General features: G+C 60.8%; 19 protein-coding genes. 9 read left to right on the forward strand and 10 right to left on the reverse strand.

Features of this window, described 5'->3' with window-relative positions; genetic code table 11:
• The first annotated feature begins 76 nt into the window (after nt 1-76).
• Entirely contained in the window at nt 77-1,303 is a 1,227-nt protein-coding gene (locus PMI37_RS10220) for a 3-hydroxyacyl-CoA dehydrogenase (RefSeq protein WP_008080495.1), read from the forward strand.
• Between the two features lie 74 nt (nt 1,304-1,377).
• Nucleotides 1,378-1,812 (forward strand): acyl-CoA thioesterase, encoded by a 435-nt coding sequence (locus PMI37_RS10225; protein ID WP_008080496.1) that lies wholly within the window; start codon nt 1,378-1,380, stop codon nt 1,810-1,812.
• A 96-nt stretch (nt 1,813-1,908) separates the two neighbouring features.
• On the opposite strand, the gene PMI37_RS10230 is transcribed toward PMI37_RS10225, so the two are convergent.
• The 4 genes from PMI37_RS10230 to PMI37_RS10245 form a co-directional block, all read right to left on the reverse strand.
• Complete coding sequence (locus PMI37_RS10230; protein WP_008080497.1) at nt 1,909-2,391, reverse strand: glycine zipper domain-containing protein; 483 nt, start codon at nt 2,389-2,391, stop codon at nt 1,909-1,911.
• A 290-nt stretch (nt 2,392-2,681) separates the two neighbouring features.
• Entirely contained in the window at nt 2,682-5,030 is a 2,349-nt protein-coding gene (locus PMI37_RS10235) for an FdhF/YdeP family oxidoreductase (protein WP_008080498.1), read from the reverse strand.
• Complete coding sequence (gene fdhD / locus PMI37_RS10240) at nt 5,027-5,866, reverse strand: formate dehydrogenase accessory sulfurtransferase FdhD (protein WP_008080499.1); 840 nt, start codon at nt 5,864-5,866, stop codon at nt 5,027-5,029. The genes PMI37_RS10235 and fdhD overlap by 4 nt, the downstream gene beginning before the upstream one ends.
• 92 nt (nt 5,867-5,958) lie before the next feature.
• The gene (locus tag PMI37_RS10245; protein WP_008080500.1) at nt 5,959-6,846 is read right to left on the reverse strand and encodes a LysR family transcriptional regulator; all 888 of its coding nucleotides are present in this window, start codon (nt 6,844-6,846) and stop codon (nt 5,959-5,961) included.
• Between the two features lie 137 nt (nt 6,847-6,983).
• Here PMI37_RS10245 and lysM point away from each other — a divergent pair, with 137 nt between their 5' ends.
• Complete coding sequence (gene lysM / locus PMI37_RS10250) at nt 6,984-7,424, forward strand: peptidoglycan-binding protein LysM (protein ID WP_008080501.1); 441 nt, start codon at nt 6,984-6,986, stop codon at nt 7,422-7,424.
• A 95-nt stretch (nt 7,425-7,519) separates the two neighbouring features.
• On the opposite strand, the gene yrfG is transcribed toward lysM, so the two are convergent.
• Nucleotides 7,520-8,182 (reverse strand): GMP/IMP nucleotidase, encoded by a 663-nt coding sequence (gene yrfG, locus PMI37_RS10255; protein ID WP_008080502.1) that lies wholly within the window; start codon nt 8,180-8,182, stop codon nt 7,520-7,522.
• Between the two features lie 88 nt (nt 8,183-8,270).
• Between yrfG and nudE the strand changes: the two genes are divergently transcribed.
• On the forward strand, nt 8,271-8,837 hold the full coding sequence (gene nudE, locus PMI37_RS10260; RefSeq protein WP_008080503.1) for an ADP compounds hydrolase NudE: 567 nt from the start codon (nt 8,271-8,273) through the stop codon (nt 8,835-8,837).
• Between the two features lie 11 nt (nt 8,838-8,848).
• A complete protein-coding gene (gene cysQ, locus PMI37_RS10265; RefSeq protein WP_008080504.1) occupies nt 8,849-9,676 on the forward strand; it encodes a 3'(2'),5'-bisphosphate nucleotidase CysQ in 828 nt (275 codons plus the stop codon).
• 63 nt (nt 9,677-9,739) lie between these two features.
• Here cysQ and PMI37_RS10270 read toward each other — a convergent pair whose 3' ends face one another.
• Genes PMI37_RS10270 through rfbC form a run of 4 tightly spaced genes read right to left on the reverse strand, consistent with a single transcriptional unit; the run spans nt 9,740 to nt 13,970 of the window.
• A complete protein-coding gene (locus PMI37_RS10270) occupies nt 9,740-10,195 on the reverse strand; it encodes a thioesterase domain-containing protein (RefSeq protein ID WP_008080505.1) in 456 nt (151 codons plus the stop codon).
• Nucleotides 10,192-11,577: a sigma-54-dependent transcriptional regulator gene (locus PMI37_RS10275; protein WP_008080506.1), complete on the reverse strand. Its 1,386-nt coding sequence runs from the start codon at nt 11,575-11,577 to the stop codon at nt 10,192-10,194. The genes PMI37_RS10270 and PMI37_RS10275 overlap by 4 nt, the downstream gene beginning before the upstream one ends.
• The gene (locus PMI37_RS10280) at nt 11,574-13,382 is read right to left on the reverse strand and encodes a sensor histidine kinase (protein WP_008080507.1); all 1,809 of its coding nucleotides are present in this window, start codon (nt 13,380-13,382) and stop codon (nt 11,574-11,576) included. The genes PMI37_RS10275 and PMI37_RS10280 overlap by 4 nt, the downstream gene beginning before the upstream one ends.
• Before the next feature lie 42 nt (nt 13,383-13,424).
• Nucleotides 13,425-13,970 carry a dTDP-4-dehydrorhamnose 3,5-epimerase gene (gene rfbC / locus PMI37_RS10285; RefSeq protein ID WP_008080508.1) on the reverse strand — a complete coding sequence of 182 codons (546 nt, stop codon included), beginning with the start codon at nt 13,968-13,970 and terminating at the stop codon, nt 13,425-13,427.
• Between the two features lie 168 nt (nt 13,971-14,138).
• Here rfbC and PMI37_RS10290 point away from each other — a divergent pair, with 168 nt between their 5' ends.
• The 4 genes from PMI37_RS10290 (at nt 14,139) to PMI37_RS10305 (ending at nt 19,794) form a co-directional block, all read left to right on the forward strand.
• Nucleotides 14,139-17,051, forward strand: a complete 2,913-nt coding sequence (locus PMI37_RS10290; protein WP_008080509.1) for an aminotransferase — start codon at nt 14,139-14,141, stop codon at nt 17,049-17,051.
• Between the two features lie 293 nt (nt 17,052-17,344).
• Complete coding sequence (gene aguB, locus PMI37_RS10295; protein WP_008080510.1) at nt 17,345-18,223, forward strand: N-carbamoylputrescine amidase; 879 nt, start codon at nt 17,345-17,347, stop codon at nt 18,221-18,223.
• 5 nt (nt 18,224-18,228) lie between these two features.
• Complete coding sequence (gene aguA, locus PMI37_RS10300; RefSeq protein ID WP_008080511.1) at nt 18,229-19,335, forward strand: agmatine deiminase; 1,107 nt, start codon at nt 18,229-18,231, stop codon at nt 19,333-19,335.
• Between the two features lie 246 nt (nt 19,336-19,581).
• Entirely contained in the window at nt 19,582-19,794 is a 213-nt protein-coding gene (locus PMI37_RS10305) for a hypothetical protein (RefSeq protein WP_008080512.1), read from the forward strand.
• Nucleotides 19,795-19,945: 151 nt separating this feature from the next.
• On the opposite strand, the gene PMI37_RS10310 is transcribed toward PMI37_RS10305, so the two are convergent.
• Nucleotides 19,946-22,045, reverse strand: a complete 2,100-nt coding sequence (locus tag PMI37_RS10310; protein WP_008080513.1) for a TonB-dependent receptor — start codon at nt 22,043-22,045, stop codon at nt 19,946-19,948.
• Nucleotides 22,046-22,210 lie beyond the last annotated feature (165 nt).

The following is a 22,210-nucleotide window of genomic DNA, read 5'->3' on the forward strand; positions in this document are numbered from 1 at the left end:
ACGGTAATAAACTTCAAAAAGCGTCGTTCGCTGACTATGGTGAGACCAGTCTTTGGATCGCCAACAAGAGAACAACATGAGCCAGACATCCTTCGATATTCAGCAAGCGGCCGTGATCGGCGCCGGCACCATGGGCCGGGGCATTGTCATGTGCCTGGCGAATGCCGGCGTCAGTGTGCAGTGGGTCGATAACAATCCACAGATGCTTGAGCAAGCCCTCGCCAGCGTGGCCGAAACTTATGCACACAACGTGCGTCAGGGCCGTATTGATCAGGCCGAGGCTGATGCGCGTATGGCTCGCGTCACTGCAGCGGCGGATTACGCGGCGATCCGCACTGTCGATCTGGTGATTGAAGCGGTTTACGAGAATCTTGAGCTGAAGCAGAAGATCTTTCGTGAGCTGGACGGCTTGCTGAAACCTGAAGCGTTGTTGGCGAGCAATACGTCGGCGCTGGACATTGATGCGATCGCCGCCGTAACCCGGCGCCCGGAGCAGGTGCTGGGCCTGCACTTTTTCAGCCCGGCGCACATCATGAAACTGCTGGAAATCGTTCGTGGTGCGCGGACTTCGCCGGCGGCGCTGGAAGCCGCACTGGCGTTGGGCAAACGTATGGGCAAGGTCAGCGTGGTATCGGGCAACTGTCACGGTTTTATCGGCAACCGCATGCTGCACCCGTATGTGTTGGAGGCGCGCAAGATGTTGCTAGAAGGCGCTTATCCACAGCAGGTCGACGCAGCGTTGCAGGGTTTCGGTTTTGCCATGGGCCCGTTTCGCATGTACGACGTGGTCGGTATTGACCTGGAATGGCGTGCCCGCGAGTTGGCCGGCAAAGGCCAGGACGCGCCGGAGGTTCAAGTCGATAACCGTTTGTGCGAACTGGGCCGCTTTGGCCAGAAGTCGGGTAACGGTTATTACCACTACGAGCCGGGAAGTCGTCAGGCCGAGCACGATCCTGAGGTCGATGCGTTGGTGTTGCAGGTCAGCGAGAGCTTGGGCTTCCAGCGTCGAGAGATCGGTCCGGAGGAGGTTCTTGAGCGTTGCCTGCTGGCGTTGGTCAACGAGGGCGCGAAAATCCTGCAGGAAGGTATTGCCGAATCGGCCCATGACATCGATCTGGTGTATCTGAATGGCTATGGCTTCCCGGCTGACAAGGGCGGGCCAATGGCCTGGGCGGATCAACAGGGGCTGGCGGATATTCATCAGCGCTTGCTGGCGCTGGAGACGCGGCAGGGCGATCAGTGGAAACCTGCACGGTTGATTGGTGAGTTGGCGGCGCAGGGCAAGGGCTTTGCTGACCAGTGAGAGATACTCTGCATCAGCCCCCCTATCGCGTAGTTCGCTTTAAACTGCTGACCAAACTAAATGGATCATTACCGATGTCCACCCCGATTCCTCAACGCAGCGACTATCCACACTTCCAGCCGATCACCACGCGCTGGCATGACAACGACGCCTACGGCCACATCAACAACGTCACCTATTACAGTTTTTTCGACACGGCGGTGAACACTTACCTGATTCAGGTCGGTGGTCTGGATATCCATGACGGTGAAGTGGTGGGGTTTGTGGTCAGTTCGGCGTGTGATTACTTTGCGTCGATCGCCTTTCCGGATCTGATCGAGGTCGGCCTGCGGGTCGGCAAGTTGGGCAACAGCTCGGTGCAATACGAACTGGCGGTGTTCAAGGTCGGCGAAAGTGAGGCGTGTGCGGCCGGGCGATTCGTGCATGTGTTCGTGGATCGGGCGAGCAATCAGCCGGTGCCGATTCCAGGTCAATTGCGGCAGGCGCTGGAGCGTCTGGTGGTGGGGTAAAGCAAAAAGATCGCAGCCTGCGGCAGCTCCTACATTGATCTGTGTAGGAGCGGCCGCAGGCTGCGATCTTTTGATCTACGTGCCGCCAATCAGCAATCAGCGGTGGCGATAATACTTGTGATGCTTGCGATGGCCGTAGGCATGACCACGACCACGGTGGTCGTCACGATAGTAGCGGCGATCATCATGGCGACGGTCGTAGCGACGATCATCGTCATCGCTTTTGTTGCCCATGTAGTTGCCCAGCGCGCCACCGGCGCCGCCACCTGCTGCGGAGCCGATCAGGCTGCCGGTGGTGCCGCCCATGCTGCGGCCAACCACGTTACCGCCGGCCGCGCCCAATGCACCACCGATGGCGGCTTCGCCACGGCTGCGTTTGTCGGCACCGACTGCGCTACCACCCGCGCCGCCCAAGGCTGCGCCGATAGTGGAACCTGTATTGCCGCCTAAAGACTGACCGACGACCGAGCCAAGAACCCCGCCCAATGCGCCGCCGACACCTGCTTCGGTGGTGCCGCCTGCCGACGCAAAACCACTGACCAGGCCAAGGGACAACAAGAGAATTTGGGAGAACTTCATAGAGGAGCCTCAAAGGGATGACGGCGCCGATCCTGAGGCTGTGTAACAAGCGTGACAATCGAAATCCGACGAATAACACGACTTGTATACAATTTCGCAAGTTACTGTTTTGTATGCGGAACTTAACCGATTTTCGCCGGTCTTTAACTACTTCGGACAGGCCGCTTTTGTGAAAAAGCGGCCTTTTTTGTGGGCGATTGAAATGCAAAAACTAAGAGATCGCAGCCTTCGGCAGCTCCTACACTGATCCCTGTAGGAGCTGCCGAAGGCTGCGATCTTTTGATCTTGTGTTAAGCCGACTTGGCCATGATCAACCCAGTCTCGCTCGCCGCTTCCAACCGAATCGCAATGAACTTCGACGTCGGCGTATGGCTGCCATCCCCGGTGCTCTCCAGCGGCACCAGCGGGTTCACTTCCGGGTAATAAGCCGCTGCTTGCCCCGCCGGAATATCAAACGCCAACAAGGTGAAGCCCTTCACCCGACGCTCGCGACCATCGTCCCACAGCGACACGATGTCAGCCTTCTGCCCCGGCCGGAAGCCCAGACGAATGATGTCCGCCTCGTTGGCGAACAACACATCACGCTGACCCTTCACCCCGCGATAACGATCGTCGAGGCCATAAATCGTCGTGTTGTACTGATCGTGGGAGCGCATCGATTGCAGGATCAAATCCGGCAGTTGCCCGGTGGCGCGTGTGCGTTCGTGCACCAGATCCTTGGGCAGCATGTTCGCACGGAAATTGGCGCGGCCCGACGGCGTGTTCCACTTGCGCGCGCCGGCGCTGTTGCCGAGGTAGAAACCGCCCGGGTTTTTGATCTTCTCGTTGAACTCTTTGAAATTCGGAATGGTGTCGGCGATCAGTTCGCGAATGCGTCCGTAATCGGCTACCAGCCAATTCCAGTCCACCGGCTTGCTGCCCAAAGTGGCGGCAGCGATGCCGGCGATGATCGACGGCTCCGAGCGCATCTGATTCGACAGCGGCTGCAACTGACCGTTAGAGGCGTGAACCATGCTGAATGAATCTTCCACGGTGACGGCTTGCGGGCCTTCGGTCTGGATGTCGATGTCGGTACGACCGAGGCACGGCAGGATCAGCGCGTCTTTACCGTGCGCCAGGTGGCTGCGGTTGAGTTTGGTGCTGATCTGCACAGTCAGGTCGCAATTGCTCAGCGCTGCGAATGTACGCGGGCTGTCCGGCGTCGCTTGCGCGAAGTTGCCTCCCAGACCGATGAAGACTTTGGCGCGGCCTTCGGCCATCGCATGGATCGCCTCGACCACGTTATGGCCGTTATGACGCGGGACCTTGAACTGGAAGCGACGCTCCAGCGAGTCGAGGAACGCCACCGGCGGACGCTCGTTGATGCCCATCGTCCGGTCGCCCTGTACGTTACTGTGACCGCGCACCGGGCACAGACCGGCACCCGGTCTGCCGATGTTGCCGCGCAGCAGCATCAGGTTGGATATTTCCTGGATGGTCGGCACCGAATGGCGATGCTGGGTGATGCCCATCGCCCAGCACATGATCACGTTTTTGCCTTTGGCGTACATGCGCGCGGCTTGCTCGATCTCGACCAGCGTCAGGCCGGATTGCTCGACGATCTGCTCCCACGATGTGTCGTCGACGACACCGAGATATTCCAGCACGTTGGCGCTGTGTTCATTGAGGAAGTCGTGATCGAACACGGCAGGTTCGCCAGCCTTTTGTGCGTCGCGTTCCCATTGCAGGAGAAACTTGGCCATGCCGCGCAGCACCGCCATGTCACCGCCGAGTGCCGGACGGAAATACGCGGTGTTGGTCGGCTTGTCGCCGTTGGTGAGCATTTCGATCGGGTGTTGCGGGTGCTGGAAACGTTCCAGACCGCGTTCCTTCAACGGGTTGATGCACACCACCTGAGCGCCGCGTTTCACCGCTTCACGCAGGGGTTCGAGCATGCGCGGGTGGTTGGTGCCGGGGTTCTGGCCCCAGACAAAAATTGCATCGGCGTGCTTGAAATCGTCGAAGGTCACGGTGCCTTTGCCGACACCGACGCTTTGCGCCAACGCGACACCGCTGGCCTCGTGACACATGTTCGAGCAATCCGGGAAGTTGTTGGTGCCGTAGGCGCGCACGAACAGCTGATACAGATACGCCGCCTCGTTGCTCGCGCGACCCGAGGTGTAGAACTCGGCCAGGTCCGGGCTCGGCAGGCTTTGCAGGTGCCGGGCGATCAATGCGTAGGCATCGTCCCAGCTGATCGGCTTGTAGCGATCGCTTTCGGCATCGTAAACCATCGGCTCGGTCAGACGACCCTGATACTCCAGCCAGTAGTCGCTCTGCTCAAGCAGCGAGGTCACGCTGTGTTTGGCGAAGAACTTGGCGTCCACACGGCGCTTGGTCGCTTCCCAGTTCACCGCTTTCGCGCCGTTCTCGCAGAACTTGACCATGCCGCTTTCCGGCGAGTCGCCCCACGCGCAACCCGGGCAGTCGAAGCCGCCATTCTGGTTGGTCTTGAGCATCATGCGCAGGTTTTTCAGGGCGTTGTCGCTGGTCAACCAGGCCTGGGCCACACTGATCAGGGCACCCCAACCACCGGCGGCGCCTTTGTATGGCTTGTAGCGCGGGACAGGTTTCTGGTCGGCTTGATGATGTTGGCTCACGCTTGATTCTCCATCGCGGGGCTATACACCCGCGGCGCACTTTTCTGCGGCAGGTGGATGAGATTGAGGTTGTGTCGACGGGCCCATTGCACGGCAAGGCCCGTGGGCGCGGACAGGCTGACCAGGGTCTGGATGCCGGCGCGCAAGACTTTCTGGATCAATTCGAGGCTGCAACGACTGGTGACAATCGCCAGGCCGCCGTTTGTGGATATCTTTTGCCGGATCAGGCCGCCGATCAGTTTGTCGAGGGCGTTGTGCCGGCCAATGTCTTCGCGACCGAGCAGCAACTCGCCGCTGGCATTCATGAATACGGCGGCGTGTACCGCGCCGCAGTACTGGCCTAAAGGTTGAAACGCGCTGATGCGCTGGCGCAGGCCGTCGAGCCAGGTGATCGGTGGCAACGGTGCACCGGGCAGGACTTTCAGCTCAGGCAATGCCTGTTCCACGGCTTCGACGCCACACAAACCGCAACCGCTGGTGCCGGCCATTTGCCGACGCTGTTGCTTGAGGTTCCAGAAGGCACGGTTGGCGATGGTCACTTGCGCGTATTGCGCGGAGCCGGCGCCGGTCAATTGCAGGTCATAAATGTCGGTCGCGTCCTCGATGATGCCGCTGCCGAGGCTGAAGCCGACGATGAAATCTTCAAGGTCGGTCGGCGTTACCAGCATCACGGCCTGGCTGATGCCGTTGTAGGCGATCGCCAACGCGACTTCCTCGGCCAGCGCGGTGCTGGCCGATTCCTCACGGGGCAAATCGCTGTAGCTGTAGGTCTGGCTGGCGGCGGGCGCGGGCGTTTCAAGTGCAGGCGCCGCGCAGGCTGGGCGCTTGGCGTTCATGGCATCACCGACGGATTGATCAACGTTAAGACTAGGCGCGGCAAGTTGTCGCGTCTAATTGCTACTGTCGATCTATCGATAGATGCCGTCGATCAAGCGCCGCCTGGCGATTGTTGATAAAGCGCAAAACAGGCCTCGGCCAATGCCGAACGCGGGGCGCCACGCCGCATGATCAGGCCCAGCGGGGCGAGGGTCTGCGCGTTTTCGATCGGTTGCAGACGCAGATGGTCGGTGAGTTTTTCCAGACCGCCGTCCAGCGGCATGATTGCGCAGCAGAATCCGCCGTGCACGGCTTGTAACAATTGATGCACCGCGTCGGTTTGCAGCAACGGTTGTGGGGTCAAGCCACGGCTGTGGAAGTTGTGGTCGATGGACTGACGAAAATGCATGCCGCTGGTGAGCATGCCTAACGGCAATTCGATCAGCGCTTGCCAACTCAACGGCGCCTCGCCGAACGTGAAGGTGCGCTGGTCGTAGAGCAGGCCCATGCGGGTTTCGCTGAACGCGTGCGATTCGAAGCGTTCGTTATCCAGCCGATCCAGATAGGACACGCCAATGTCGATGCGATTGTTGGCCAACTGTTCGAGGATCTGCTCGGAACTCAATGCCGACATTTCAAAGCGCAGGTTCGGGTGCGCGGCGTGCAGGCGTTGCAGCAATGGCAGCGGATCGAAGCTCGACAGCGGCACCACCCCAAGGCGCAGGGTGCCGATGAGGTTGCCGCGACAGGCCGCGGCTTCTGCGTGCAAGCCGTCGTAAGCGGCCATTACCGAACGCGCCCACGCCAGCACGCGCTCGCCGGGCGCGGTGAAACCTTCGAAGCGCTGGCCACGGTTGACCAGTGGCAGATCGAGTTCTTCTTCGAGGTTGCGCAGGCGCATCGACAGGGTCGGCTGGGTGATGTGGCAACGCGCGGCGGCCTGGCCGAAGTGGCGGGTTTCGTCGAGGGCGATGAGGAATTTCAGCTGCTTGATGTCCATCTTCGCTCCGGGGGGCTGGCAGGGGTAGGCGATTCTACCGCCTGGCGCTGGGCAGGGTCATTGGTCGGCCAGGAACCGGGTTTGTCCGGCGTGGTCTAGGCTTGGACGTCTGGAACCCAAATCAAGGAGTGTGCGCTATGAGTCTTTTGAGCTTTGTGAAAGAAGCCGGTGAAAAGCTGATCGATCTGCTGACCCCAGGCAACGCCAATGCCAGTGAGCAATTGAAGGAGCACATCAGCAAGGTCGGGCTGGGCAATCCGAATGTGCAGGCGACTGTCGACGGCGACAAGGTCACCGTGACCGGTGAGGTGGCGAGCCAGGAAGAGAAAGAGAAGATTCTGCTGGCCGTGGGCAATATTGAAGGCGTGGGCAGCGTTGATGATCAGATTACGGTGACCGGGCCAGTGGTCGCAGCTGCACGTTTTGTCGTGGTGAAGAAAGGCGATACGCTCAGCGCAATTTCGCTGGCGGTCTACGGCAACGCCAATCAATACAACAAGATCTTTGAGGCCAACAAACCGCTGCTCAAGGACGTCAACAAAATCTACCCAGGCCAGACCCTGCGTATCCCTGAATAACCCGCAAACCTGTAGGAGCTGCCGCAGGCTGCGATCTTTTGATCTTGCGGTTTAAAAATCAACAGATCGCAGCCTGCGGCAGCTCCTACACGGGATCAGAGGTTGGCGATCAGGTCGCGGTAATCCTCGACGGCGGCAAACTCGGCGGTGTCCCTCGGTCCTTTGCGGCTGTCGGGCTGTCTGACTGCCAGCAAATGCGCCACACCAAAATCCCGCGCGCTGCGCAAGATCGGCAAGGTGTCGTCGATAAACAGGCTGCGGGCCGGATCAAAACCGATGTCCGCTTGCAAGGCATCCCAGAACTGCGGGTTCTCCTTGGGGAAACCGTAATCATGCGAGCTGATCAGCCGCTCGAAGTACGGCGCCAGTTCTATCCGCTCCAGTTTCAGCGACAACGAATCGCGGTGCGCGTTGGTGATCATGATCACCCGCTTGCCGGCCCGTTTGATCGCCTCGAGAAAGGTGTCGGCATCCGGCCGCAAGGCGATCAGGTGTGCGGTCTCCTGCTTCAACTCGCGCACTGACAGCTTCAGTTCAGTGCTCCAGAAATCCAGGCAGTACCACTGCAACTGGCCGGCATGACGCTGGAACAGCGGCTGTAATTCCATGTCGGCCATCGCCCGGCTGACCCCGTGCAGTTCGGCGTAGCGCTGGGGCAGGTGTTCCAGCCAGAAATGGTTGTCGAAGTGCAGATCCAGCAGCGTGCCGTCCATGTCCAGCAGGACGGTATCGATGTCGGACCAGGGTAAAGAAGGCATGGCAACGTCTCGAGCGGTAGAAAGATATCCGACGCAAACAATCGGGAAAGCCGCGTTATAGTAGCGCGTTCACGCCAAGGAGCTTTGCATGCGCCAGAAACCTACCGTACTCGCCCGCGAGATCGTCGCCACCAGTCGTCTGTTTTGCGTTGAAGAGCTGAAACTGCGTTTTTCCAATGGCGTGGAGCGCACCTACGAACGATTGGTCGGCAAGGGCGCCGGCTACGGCGCGGTGATGATCGTGGCGATGCTCGATGCCGAACACGCAGTGTTGGTCGAGGAATACTGCGGTGGGACTGACGAGTATGAGCTGTCATTGCCTAAAGGTTTGATCGAGCCGGGCGAAGATGTACTGGCGGCGGCCGAGCGCGAGCTCAAGGAAGAAGCCGGTTTTGGCGCGCGACAACTGGAACATCTGACCGAGCTGTCGTTGTCGCCCGGTTACATGAGCCAGAAGATCCAAGTGGTGCTGGCCACCGATTTGTATGAAGAGCGCCTGGAAGGGGATGAGCCCGAGCCGATGCGGGTCGACAAGGTCAACCTGCGTGACTTGTCGATGCTGGCGCAGAACCCGCAATTCTCCGAAGGCCGCGCACTGGCGGCGCTTTATTTGACCCGTGACCTGCTGACCCAGCGCGGGTTCTTTCAGTTATGAGTGAGATGTCGATGAACTTTCCCCATCCGTTGATGGCGCCGGTGGTTGCGCTGGCATTGCAGGCAGGCGACGCGATTCTGCCGTTCTGGCGCGCAGGCGTCGAAGTCACGGCCAAGTCCGATGACTCGCCGGTGACCGCTGCCGACCTGGCGGCACACCATGTGATCGTGGCGGGCCTGACGGCGCTGGACCCAAGCATTCCGGTGCTGTCGGAAGAAGACGCCAACATCGCGCAGAACGTGCGCGCCGGATGGCAGCGCTGGTGGCTGGTGGATCCGCTGGACGGCACCAAGGAGTTCATCAGTGGCAGTGAAGAATTTACCGTCAACATCGCGCTGATTGAAAACGGTCAGGTGGTATTTGGCGTGGTGTCGATGCCCACCAACGGTCGTTTCTATGTCGGTGGTGCGGGTCTCGGCGCATGGCGTTGCGACAAGGACGGCACGCCGGTTTCGATTCAGGTGCGTGACGTGCCTGGGCCGGGTGAGGCGTTTACGGTCGTCGCCAGCCGCCGGCATTCCAGCCCTGAGCAGGAGCGTTTGCTCGCCGGCCTGAGCGCCAGCCTGGGTGAATTGCAGTTGACGAGCATTGGTAGCTCGCTGAAGTTTTGCCTGTTGGCGGAAGGGGCGGCCGATTGCTATCCGCGACTGGCGCCGACTTCACAGTGGGACACGGCGGCGGCGCAGGGTGTGCTCGAAGGCGCGGGCGGTGAGGTGCTGGATCTGAGCGGTGCAGCGTTCTGCTATCCGCCGCGGGAATCGCTGCTGAATACGTCGTTCCTGGCGTTGCCGGCGAAGGCTGCGTGGCGTGCGAAGTTGCTGGAACTGGCGCGCGGTTAAGATCAAAGATCGCAGCCTTCGGCACGTTCCTGTAGGAGCTGCCGCAGGCTGCGATCTTTTGCTCTAACGGTGCAACACGTACTGCCCCGTAAACGTCACCGCATCGATATCACTCCCGGCATTGACGATCCGCGTCTGTAGCACCAACCGCGCCCGCCCATACCGCTGATACATTGCCAAAAACCGTTTCCACACCACCGCATCGGGCGCCGGGCAAATCGCCGTGGCATCGCCCGTCACCGGCAACGGATAACTGATCTGCCCCTCCTGAATCACGATGTGCCCGTCCTCGATCCCCGCTTCCTTCAAGCGCAAATGCAGCCAGCCCCAGCCGGCCAGCACCGCGCCGCAGTAGAGGCTGCCGCCAAACATGGTGCTCTTGTGATTGACGTTGCGGTCCAGCGGCAAATGCAGGCTCAACTGCTGATCACGCCAGTCGAGCACCTTGAGGCCCATGTCCCGGGTCAGCGGGATGTCATGGTGCAGAATGGCTTCCAGAGCGTCGCTGCTGGTGCTCATTCGTTCTCCTCCCCATGGCTGCTGTCGCCGAAGTTCAGACCGTGCTTGCGCAGTTTGTCGTGCAGGGTCTTGCGCGGAATCCCCAGCGCCTCGGCGAGGCTGCGCACCGAGCTGTGGGAGCGCGCCAGTTCGGCCGCGATCAACGACTTTTCGAAGTTTTCCACTTGCTCGCTGAGGCCCCCATTGATGACCTGCACGGTGCTGGCGCCATGGCCATTGGCGTCACTGTTGTCCAGCGCCAGTTCCAGGCCGAGGGCGAAACGCTCAGCAGCGTTTTGCAGTTCACGCACGTTGCCAGGCCAGGTGTGACGCAACAGCAGAGCGCGTTGTGCCGGTTGCAGCTCGTGGGGCGGCAGGCCGTGGCGAGCGCTGGCTTCGTCGGCGTAATGCTGAAACAACACCAGCGCGTCTTCGCCGCGTTCGCGCAGCGGCGGAATGCGCAGCGGCGCGACGTTGAGGCGGTAATACAAGTCGGCGCGGAAGCGCCCCTGGTCGGCAGCCTGGCGCAGGTCTTCCTTGGTCGCGGCGATGACGCGGATGTCCAGCGGGATCAGTTGATTGCCGCCCAGCCGTTCGACGACGCGCTCCTGCAACATGCGCAGCAGTTTTACCTGCACGTCCATGCTCATGCTCTCGATTTCATCGAGGAACAGCGTGCCGCCATTGGCGAATTCGAACTTGCCGATCCGGCGTTTTTGCGCGCCAGTGAATGCGCCGGGCTCGTGGCCGAACAACTCGCTTTCCACCACGGATTCGGCCAGCGCACCGGCGTTGATCGCCACGAACGGGCCGTTACGGCGGCTGGATAAATCGTGCAGTGCACGGGCGACGACTTCTTTGCCGGCACCGGTTTCACCGAGGATCAGCACGTCAGCCTTGGTCGCGGCCAGCGCGCCGATCTGCTCGCGCAGGCGCAGCATCGGCGTTGAATGACCGACCAGCCGCGCGCTCAACTCATTACGATCGCTCAAGGCCAGACGCAGGCTGCGGTTGTCCAGCACCAGCCGGCGCAGGGCCAGCGCGCGGCGCACGCTGTCGAGCAGCGCGTCGCTGGCAAAGGGCTTTTCGAGGAAGTCATAAGCACCGGCGCGCATCGCTTGCACCGCCAGCGGCACGTCGCCGTGGCCGGTGATCAGCAACACCGGCAACTCCGGATCCTGGGCGTGCAATTGGCTGAGCAGTTCCAGGCCGTCCATGCCCGGCATGCGGATATCGCTGACCACCACGCCCGGCCAGTCACGCTCCAGTTGCCCGGCCAGACCTTTGGCTTCGGACAGCGGCAGAATTTTCAGGCCAGCCAGATCCAGGGTTTGCCCTAGGGCCTGACGCAGGTGCGGATCGTCGTCGATCAACACCACCTGAATGCGATTGTCGATGGTCATGCACTTCGATCCTCGGACGGTTGCAGGCTGACCCCGGGCGCACCGGCGCGCAGCCGCAGGGTAATCAAGGCGCCGCCTTGCTTGTGGTTGGCGAACGACAATTCACCGCCGAAGGCGCGCATCAGCGTTTCACAGATGGCCAGGCCCAAACCGAGGCCCTGCGTGCGCGTCTTGGTGGTGTAGAAAGGCTCGCTGGCGCGGCCGAGGGCTTCCATGCAGAACCCCGGGCCGTTGTCGCGAATGTACAGATTGACGCCCTCGGCGGTGGATTCGGCACTCAACCACAATTTGCGCGGCGGGCCTTTTTCGGTGAGGGCGTCGAGGGCGTTGGCGAGCAGGTTGCCGAGGACCTGGCGCAGTCGGGTTTCCCCGGCCTCGACCCACAGGGTGGCGGCCGGCAGATCGCGGATCAGTTCGACTTCCATGCTGCGGCGTCGTTTGGCCAACAGTGCCAGCGCATCGTCCAGCGCCGGTTGCAGGGCGACGCTTTCCGGGGCGTGGCGATCGCGGCGGGCGAAGGCGCGCAAGTGGGCGATGATCGAGGCCATGCGCCCGGTCAGTTCGCTGATCAACTTGAGGTTACCGCGTGCGTCGTCGGTGCGCTGATGATCGAGCAGCACCTCGGCATTCTCCGCGTAGCTGCGGATCGCTGCCAGCGGCTGATTGAGTTCGTGGCTGATGCTCGCCGACATCGTCCCCAGTGCCGACAGTTTGCCCGCCTGCACCAAATCATCCTGGGCGCGGACCAACTCCTGCTGCGCCGTTTCGCGCTCGAGCACTTCCTGTTTCAAGCGCCGGTTGAGGCCTTCGAGATCGCTGGTGCGCTCGGCGACGCGGCCTTCCAGCTCACGGCGCGCCTTGGCTTCGAACGCGATGCGTTCCAGGTAGTGGCGACGGCGCTGCATCATCAAACCGAGCAGCAACATCACCACCAGCAGCGTGGCGCCGCCGATGGCCACAACCGTGCGCACCGGGCGGTCGATCAGCGTACGCGGGGCGAGGATGCTCACGCTCCAGCCGGTTTCGGCAATGTCGTGGGTCTGGGTCAGCCATGCGCTGGGGCTGAGGTTCAGCGGCCGTGGTTCGCGGGTCGGGTAGGGCTGGATCGCAGTGATTGCGGAGCGTTCGGCCTCGCTCAGGATGCGGGTCGAGCGGAAGCGCCATTCCGGGCGTGACGTGAGGATGACCACGCCGTTGTGATCCGTGACCAGCAATTGTTCCGGGGTTTTGCCCCAGAGGCTTTCGGTGTGGTCGAGGTCGACCTTGATCACCAGCACGCCGACGATTTTTTCGCCATTGCGCACGGCGGCGGCAAAGAAATAACCGCGCTTGGCAGAGGTTGTACCGAGACCGAAGAAGCGCCCCAGGCGCCCGGCCATGGCTTCGCTGAAATACGGCCGGAAGGAGAAATTGCGCCCGACAAAGCTGTCATGTTTGTCCCAATTCGACGCCGCCAGCGTCTGGCCGCTGGTGTCCATCAGGTACATGACTTCGGCGCCGGTCTGTGCCGAGATGTTTTTCAGCAGACGGTTGGCATTGCCCTGCGTGACGCCATCGTCCGGCGCCCCGAGCACGGCGCGCAGGGCAGGCAGGTCGCCGAGGATTTGCGGCAACACTTCATAGCGATGCAGGGTGCCCAGCAGGTTGGCGACGTACAGGTCGAGGGTCTGGCGGTTCTGGCCGGCCAGCTCACTGCGGTAATACCGTTCGGCGAGGTGTTCCAGCGGCCACAGCAGCGGCGCCAGACACAGCGCCAGCAGGGCGAGGCTGCGCCAGCGAGGTCTGCGGGGAAGGGTTGGTTTCATGAGCCGGATGCGCCTGGGGTGACAGGCGCATTATGCCTAGGCTCAGGCGAAGACGTCAGCGTCCTTGAACAACGCGGCAGCCTGATCCTTGGCCGACAGCTTCGGCGCTTCGTCCAGCTGCCAATCGATGCCCAGCGCAGGGTCATCCCAGCGAATGCTGCGCTCGGACGCTGGGTCATAGTAATTGGTGGTCTTGTAGAGGAATTCGGCGAACTCGCTCAGCACCACGAAACCATGGGCGAAACCTTCCGGTACCCACAGTTGGCGATGGTTTTCAGCCGACAGGCGCACGGCCACAGACTTGCCGAAATGCGGCGAACTGCGACGAATGTCCACGGCCACATCGAGCACTTCACCGACGGTGACGCGGACCAGTTTGCCCTGAGTGTTTTGCAACTGGTAATGCAGGCCACGCAATACGCCTTTTTGCGAGCGCGAGTGGTTGTCCTGGACGAACTGCGTGTCCAGACCCGTGGCGTCCTGGAACGCCTTGGCGTTGAAACTCTCGTAGAAGAAACCGCGCTCGTCACCAAAAACCTTGGGTTCGATGATCAGAACACCGGGTAGATCGGTGGTGATTACATTCATGAGGATTTCCATAGGCAGGTGTGAATGGCCGACATTCTTGCGCAAAGTGCCGGAGGGCGCGAGTGTTCAGATACAAATATCCGTCTGTGCTGTAACAACCGTTAGGGGTTGCGTCTCGTCAGCAGCAATGGCGATATAAGCGCCTAATAAAATTTCAGGGGTCGTTTCATGCCGCTCGCCACGTTGATTCATCGCGCCAGTTTGCCCAGTCCGCAGGTTTCTGCAGAGCAGGCCCAGCAATGGCTGGCAGAACATTACGGGCTCAGCGGCACGTTGCAGGCGCTCGGCAGTCAGCAGGATCTGAATTATCGCGTCGACAGCCCTCGTGGCCGGTTCGTGCTGAAAATCTGCCGTGGTGATTACGCGCTTGTCGAGTTGCAGGCCCAGCATGCGGGCCTGAAGTTTCTGGCCGAGCATTCGGCGGTGAAGGTGCCACGGGTGATCGCGGCCAATAGCGGCGCCGATCTGCTGTCGTTGCACGTCGGCGGTGAAGCGGTGCATGTGCGCCTGCTCGATTACATCGAGGGCCAGTCGTTGACCCATCTCGATCATCTGGGCCAGGCGGTGGTGGCCGGGTTTGGTCGACTCTGCGGTGAGATGGACCTGGCGCTGGCCGGCTTCGACCATCCGGGGCTGGAGCGCACGCTGCAATGGGATGCGCGCCACGCCAGTGCGCTGATCAGTCATTTGCTGCCGGTCATCAAGGATGAACGTCAGCGGGCATTGATCGCCGCGGCGGCCGAACAGGCCGAGCGACGTTTGCAGCCGTTGCTCGACACGTTGCCGGTGCAGGCGATCCACATGGACATCACCGATGACAATGCGGTGTGGGCGCGCGATGCCGGGCGGCACTGGCAGTTGCAGGGGGTGATCGATTTCGGCGATCTGGTGCGCACCTGGCGCATCACCGATTTGTCGGTGACCTGCGCCGCGTTGCTGCATCACGCGGGCGGCGATCCATTTGTCATCCTGCCGGCCGTGCAGGCGTATCACGCGGTCAACCCGCTGCAACACGAAGAATTGCAGGCGCTTTGGCCATTGGTCGTCGCGCGTGCGGCGGTGCTGGTGCTCAGTGGCGAGCAGCAGGTCAGCATCGATCCCTCGAATACCTACAGCCGCGACAACCTCAGCCATGAGTGGGAAATTTTCCGCGTGGCCACATCGGTGCCACTGGCGCTGATGGAAGCGGCGATTCTTACCGCTGTCGGCCACGCCTTGCCGGCGATCGACAGCGAAGGTTTTGCGCCATTGTTGCCGGGTCTGGTCGGGCGTGAATTTGCGCTGATTGATCTTGGTGTTCTGAGCCCCCATTTCGAGGCCGGTAATTGGGAGCAGGAGGGCATCGATCAGCGGCTGTTGAACGAGGCGGCGGCCGCCCATGGTTTGGCGGCGAGCCGTTATGGTCAGTACCGTTTGTCGCGCACGCGGCCCGACAGCGCCGATGAACCGGACACATTCCCGCTGCACGTTGAATTGCGTGTGCCGAATGGCACTGCTGTGGAGTCGCCGTTCGCGGGCGTGGTGCATCAGGCGCCTGATGGCGCGCTGCAACTCGACGGCCCGCAGCTCAGCGTTCGCCTGTGGGGCGTGACACCTTCGCTGCACAGTGGCGCGGCGCTGGTCAAAGGCCAAGTGCTGGGCGCGGTCAGTGGGCCTTTGCGTGTGCAGTTGTGCCGAGGCGCGCAACTCAATGCGCCGCTGTTTTGCACGCCATCCCATGCGCCGGCATGGCAGGCACTGTGTCCATCGCCTGCTGCGTTGCTGGGGCTGGCCTGTGATGCCGAGCCGGAGCTGGATGGTAAAACCCTGCTGCAACGGCGCGAGGCCAGTTTTGCCCGCACGCAAAAACACTATTACGTCGATCCGCCGCGCATCGAACGCGGCTGGCGCAATCACCTGATCGACATGCAGGGCCGCTCCTATCTGGACATGCTCAACAACGTCGCGGTGCTCGGTCACGGCCACCCGCGCATGGCGGCGGTCGCGGCACGGCAGTGGTCGTTGCTCAACACCAACTCGCGGTTCAACTATGCGGCGGTCGCCGAGTTTTCCGAACGCCTGCTGAAACTGGCGCCGGAAGGCATGGACCGGGTGTTTCTGGTAAACAGCGGCAGCGAGGCCAATGACCTGGCGATTCGTCTGGCGTGGGCGTACAGCGGCGGTCGCGACATGCTCAGCGTGCTTGAGGCCTATCACGGCTGGACGGTCGGTGCCGATGCGATCTCGACGTCGATTGCCGACAACCCGAAAGCCCTGGAAAGCCGCCCGGACTGGGTACACCCCGTGACGGCGCCGAACACCTATCGCGGTGAATTCCGTGGCCTCGATTCGGCGCCGGATTACGTGCGCAGCGTTGAGCATCAGTTGCAACAGCTCGCTGAGCAAAAACGCCAATTGGCCGGGTTTATCTGCGAGCCGGTGTACGGCAATGCCGGTGGCATCTCGCTGCCGCCGGGTTATCTGCAACAGGTGTACGCCTTGGTGCGCGCGCAGGGCGGGGTGTGCATCGCCGACGAAGTACAGGTCGGTTATGGGCGTATGGGCCACTTCTTCTGGGGCTTTGAAGATCAGGGCGTGGTGCCGGACATCATCACCATGGCCAAAGGCATGGGCAACGGCCAGCCACTCGGTGCGGTGATTACCCGCCGGGAGATCGCCGAGGCGCTGGAGGCCGAGGGTTATTTCTTCTCGTCGGCGGGTGGCAGTCCGGTCAGTTGCCAGATCGGCATGGCGGTGCTCGATGTCATGGAAGAAGAAAAACTCTGGGAGAACGCGCAGGTGGTCGGTGGCCACTTCAAGGCGCGGCTCGAAGCGCTGATCGATAAACATCCGCTGGTGGGCGCGGTGCATGGTTCCGGGTTTTATCTGGGGCTTGAGCTGATCCGTAATCGCGAGACATTGGAGGCGGCGACCGAGGAGACCGCCGTGCTCTGCGATCGCCTGCGCGAGCTGGGGATCTTCATGCAGCCGACCGGCGATGATCTGAACATTCTCAAGATCAAACCGCCGATGGTGACGTCGCGCCGCAGTGTCGACTTCTTCGTCGACATGCTGGATCGGGTGCTCACCGAGGGCCTCTGACACTCACCCCATGTAGGAGCTGCCGAAGGCTGCGATCTTTTGATCTTGTCTTTCAATAGCAAAATCAAGAGATCGCAGCCTTCGGCAGCTCCTACATGGGTACGGTTGTAATTCGATTTGTATCGGCTTTCTGCGCGCTAAATTAGACGAAATGCATTTTCGTAGCTTCTAAAGCCGATATTTATCGGCTATAAAGTCGCCATTGCTCCGGCTTGGCGATCGCTTGTCCGGTGCGCGCGTTTTTCTTTTCGGTCGAATGGTCGACCGCCAAAGTACTTGCCCGGAGATGATTGATGAGCCGTATCGTTACCGTTGCTGCCACTCAGATGGCCTGTTCGTGGGATCTGGAAGCCAACCTCGAAATCGCTGAAAGGCTGGTGCGCGAAGCCGCCGCCAAAGGCGCGCAGATCATCCTGATTCAGGAACTGTTCGAGGCGCCGTACTTCTGCCAGAAGCCGAACCCGGACTATCTGCAACTGGCGACGACGGTGGAAGACAACGTCGCGATCAGACATTTCCAGAAAATCGCCAAAGAGCTGCAAGTGGTGCTGCCGATCAGCTTTTACGAGTTGGCTGGCCGCGCACGTTTCAACAGTATCGCGATCATCGATGCCGACGGCAGCAACCTCGGGATTTATCGTAAAAGCCACATCCCGGATGGCCCGGGCTACCACGAGAAGTATTACTTCAACCCGGGCGACACCGGGTTCAAAGTGTGGAACACCCGTTACGCGAAAATCGGCGTGGGCATCTGCTGGGATCAGTGGTTCCCGGAAGCCGCGCGGAGCATGGCCCTGCAAGGGGCGGAAATCCTCTTCTATCCAACGGCAATTGGCAGCGAGCCGCACGACAAGACTATTTCGTCGCGCGATCACTGGCAGCGTGTACAGCAGGGGCACGCTGGCGCCAACCTGATGCCGCTGATTGCCAGCAACCGCATCGGCAACGAAGAACAGGACGGCTACGACATCACGTTCTACGGCTCGTCGTTCATCGCCAACCAGTTCGGCGAAAAAGTGCAGGAGCTGAATAAAACCGAAGAAGGTATTCTTGTGCACACTTTCAACCTCGACGAGCTCGAACATATTCGCAGCGCGTGGGGTTCATTCCGTGACCGCCGTCCGAACCTGTACGGTGCGTTGAAAACCCTCGACGGTTCCCTGGAGTCCTGATCCCGATGACCACATTGAAAAGTACCCCGCGCGCCGACGGCTTTCACATGCCGGCCGAGTGGGCGCCGCAAACGCAGACCTGGATGATCTGGCCCGAGCGCCCGGACAACTGGCGTCTGGGTGGCAAACCGGCGCAAGCCGCACACGCAGCGGTGGCCAAGGCCATTGCGCGTTTTGAACCAGTGACCGTGGCCGTGTCCGCCGGCCAATACGAAAACGCCCGTGCACGCCTCGACGTGCCGAATATCCGCGTGGTCGAGATGTCCAGCGATGACGCCTGGGTACGCGACAGCGGCCCGACCTTCGTCATCAACAACAACGGTGAAGTGCGCGGTGTGAACTGGGATTTCAACGCCTGGGGCGGTTTCGACGGCGGCCTGTATTCGCCGTGGAATCGTGATTCGCAGGTCGGCGGCAAGATCCTCGAGATCGAGCGCAGCCCGCGTTATCGCACTGAAGGTTTTGTGCTCGAAGGCGGGTCGATTCACGTCGACGGCGAAGGCACGCTGATCACCACCGAAGAATGCCTGCTCAACCGCAATCGCAATCCGCACCTGGGCCGCGAAGAAATCGAAGCGGTACTGAGCGCCAATCTGTCTGTGGATAAAATCATCTGGCTGCCGGACGGTTTGTTCAACGACGAAACCGACGGCCATGTGGATAACTTCTGCTGCTACGTGCGTCCGGGTGAAGTGCTGCTGGCGTGGACCGACGATCCGCAGGATCCGAACTACCCGCGCTGCCAGGCTGCGATGAAAGTCCTGCAAAGCAGCACCGACGCCAAGGGTCGCCCATTCACGGTGCACAAAATGCCGATTCCGGGGCCGCTGTACGCGACCGAAGAAGAGTGCGCCGGGGTCGATCCGGTGGACGGCACGCAAGAGCGCAATCCGTCCGTGCGCCTGGCCGGTTCCTACGTGAACTTCCTGATCGTCAACGGCGGCATCATCGCGCCGAGCTTCGACGATCCGATGGACGCTGGGGCGAAAGAAATCCTGCAGAAGCTGTTCCCGCAGCACGAAGTGGTGATGGTGCCGGGCCGCGAACTGTTACTGGGTGGCGGCAATATCCACTGCCTTACCCAGCAGCAGCCGGCACCGCACAACGAGTGAGTTGAGTCGTAACAGCTTGAGTTGATTAATAAATCAGCCGGGTAATGATTAGCTCGCTATGCATCAACCGAGGCCCGCACTCCGACAGGATGGCGGGCTTCTTTGTATCCACTTGTCGACAACAGAGAAACATTGGCATAGCTCTTGTATTCATCACCCGTGCACTAGGGAGGGGGAAGAACTTCAACAGTTCTGTCATAAACCTTGGATAACGTAGCCGCTCATGAACGGGGAGAGAGCGCTGAAATGAACGCCGAAGTGAACGTAGTCAGCGAGCGGACGTTGCATCCCATGGCCGTAAATGGCGAATCGCTGCAGATTGTCGCGCACTGGTTGAAGTCCAATGGAACGCGTCAGATCAGGGAACCTGATCCGCGCCGGATGATGATCGAGCGTTACCCCGCTGGCCTGTTCAGCGAGGCCGAACTGGAAGCGTTATGGGCTGTGATGGAAGGATAAGAACAACAACAGGGATTGGTAAAAGCGCTGCCGGGATGGCGGCGCTTTTTTATGCACGAAAGAAAAGATCGCAGCCTGCGGCAGCTCCTGCATTGAGATGTACATTTCACTGTAGGAGCTGCCGCAGGCTGCGATCTTTTGATCTTGTTTCTTAAAAGCTATAAGTCCCGGTCATCACGACGCTACGCGGCGCACCCGGCTGAATCTGATACTGGCTGGTCGCCGACGCGTAGTAATCACGGTCGGTGATGTTGTTCAGCGCCGCCCGCAAATCCCAATCCTTCATCCGGTAGCCCACCAGTGCATCCCAGCGGCCATAGCCCGGCAATACAGTGGTGTTGGCGTTGTCGGCATAACGCTGGCCAACCAGGGTCAGACCGGTTTCGCCGTACCAACCCATCTCCGGTTTCCAGGTCAGGAACAGGCTGCCGTTATGCTTGGCGACGTTGTTGATGCGTTTGCCTTCCAGGCCATTGTTGTCCTTCTCGATGGTCGCATCCTGCACGCCGACGCCACCGCGCATGTACCAGTTGCCGACGATGTTGCCGGTCGCGGTCAACTCGATCCCGCGAGAGCGTTGCAGGCCCGACAATACGGTCAGGGTCGGGTCGTTGGGATCGGTGGTACGACGGTTGTAGAGTTCCAGGTCATAGATCGCCAGCGTGGTGCTGAGACGGTCATCGAGCCAGTCGCTCTTCACGCCGATTTCTTTTTGCTTGGTCAGCTCGGGACTGAGGTCGTTGCTGTTGCCGGCGGCGCCCGGGGTGATGCCGATCAGGCCACCGCCGACGGGCGAGAAGGTCTTCGACCAAGAGGCGTAGAACGAGTGATTCTGCAGCGGCGTCCAGACCAGGCCCACGCGCGGGCTGGTGCTGTGGCTGTCACGATCTTCGGAGATGTTGCGCAGCTTGTTGGTCGACTCGATGTCGAAGGTGTCGTAACGCAGACCACCGAGCAGTTGCCATTGATCGTTCAGGCGCAGCTGGTCCTGCACGTACACCGCGCGACTTTCGACTTCGGTATGGCTGCTGCTGGAAACCTGCATGCTGCCGGTGTGGCGCAGGTCGCGATTGGGGCTGTAAAGGTCGAGCGACGGTACGGGGCGTGCGCCCGGGGTTCTGCCGGTGGCGGCGTTGTACAGCGTCGGGTCGCGGCGCTGACTGCCGGTTTCAACGCCGGTGAGCAGGCGATGCTCAAGGCCGAACGTATCGAAACCACCTTCCAGTTCGAGGTTGTTGTAGATGTTGCGAGTGGTCAGATCCTGCTGCCAGTGCTGGCGCGTAACCTGGCGGGTGGCCGGGGTGAAACCGGTGAGGTAAGTGTTGTCGAAATCGCTGTCGAGCTTGAACACGCCGAGGGTCTGGCGCAGCTGCCAGTTGTCGTTGATTTCGTAAGTGAGTTTCGAGCGCAGCGACTGCGACTTGTCGTCGATAAAGTCGTGATCGTTGCCATAGGTCGTGTCGCGACCGACATCCGCCGGGCGCCCGTTGACGCCGGGAATGCCGCGATCCGGGGTGCGGTTGTAACGGCTGTATTCGTACTGCACCAGCCAGTTCAGATCCGGCGTCAATTGCCAGCTCATCGACGGCGCGAACAGTTGGCGATTGCCGCTGACGCCGTCGCGGAAGCTGTTTTCATCCATGTTGCCCATGTTCAGGCGCAGGCTGATGTTGTCGCTCGGGTCGGTGCTGAGGTCTGCGTAAAGGCTGCGCAAATCTTCGCTGCCGCCCTGGGCTTCGATGGTCGAGCGACGGCCGGCTTCCGGCGTTTTGCTGACGCGGTTGACGATCCCGCCCTGACTGCCACGGCCGTACAACACGGCGGCCGGCCCCTTGAGCACTTCGACGCGTTCGATATTGTGCAGGTCGCGCTTGTATTGGCTGTCGTCGCGGATGCCGTCCAGATAGAAGTCGTTGCTGGCGTCGAAGCCACGGATGCGCAGGCTGTCGAAGCGGGTGTCGGCGCTGCTGCTGACGTTGGGCATGCCACTCAGAGCGTCGGCGATATCGTTGGTGCCGTAGTCGGCGACGTTCGACGTCTTGATCGAATCAATGGCCTGCGGCACATAACGCACCGGCGTCGAAGTGCGGGTCGCGGTGTTGCTGACTTTTACCCGTGGATCATCGGTTTCGGTTTCGGCAGCGCTGATCGATGTCTCGGGCAATGTTGTGGGAGCAGCGTAGGAAAAACCGGCAGACAGCAGGGCAGAAAGGCCAACGCTGTAGGACGTAAGGCGAAAGGGGGCAGGCATTGAAGAAAACATCCGTAGGATTTTTAGGCTGTAGCGTGTAGGGGTGCGGATGATAATGCTTGCTATTTACTTCCGTTAATTATTCCTGAGAAGTTCCCCTGTGTGATTGTTTCAATTTGTGTCGATGTTGATACAAGCTGGCCGAGCAGACCATTCGCCCGATCC

Origin of the sequence: Pseudomonas sp. GM80 (assembly GCF_000282515.1) — a bacterium.
GTDB lineage: Bacteria > Pseudomonadota > Gammaproteobacteria > Pseudomonadales > Pseudomonadaceae > Aquipseudomonas.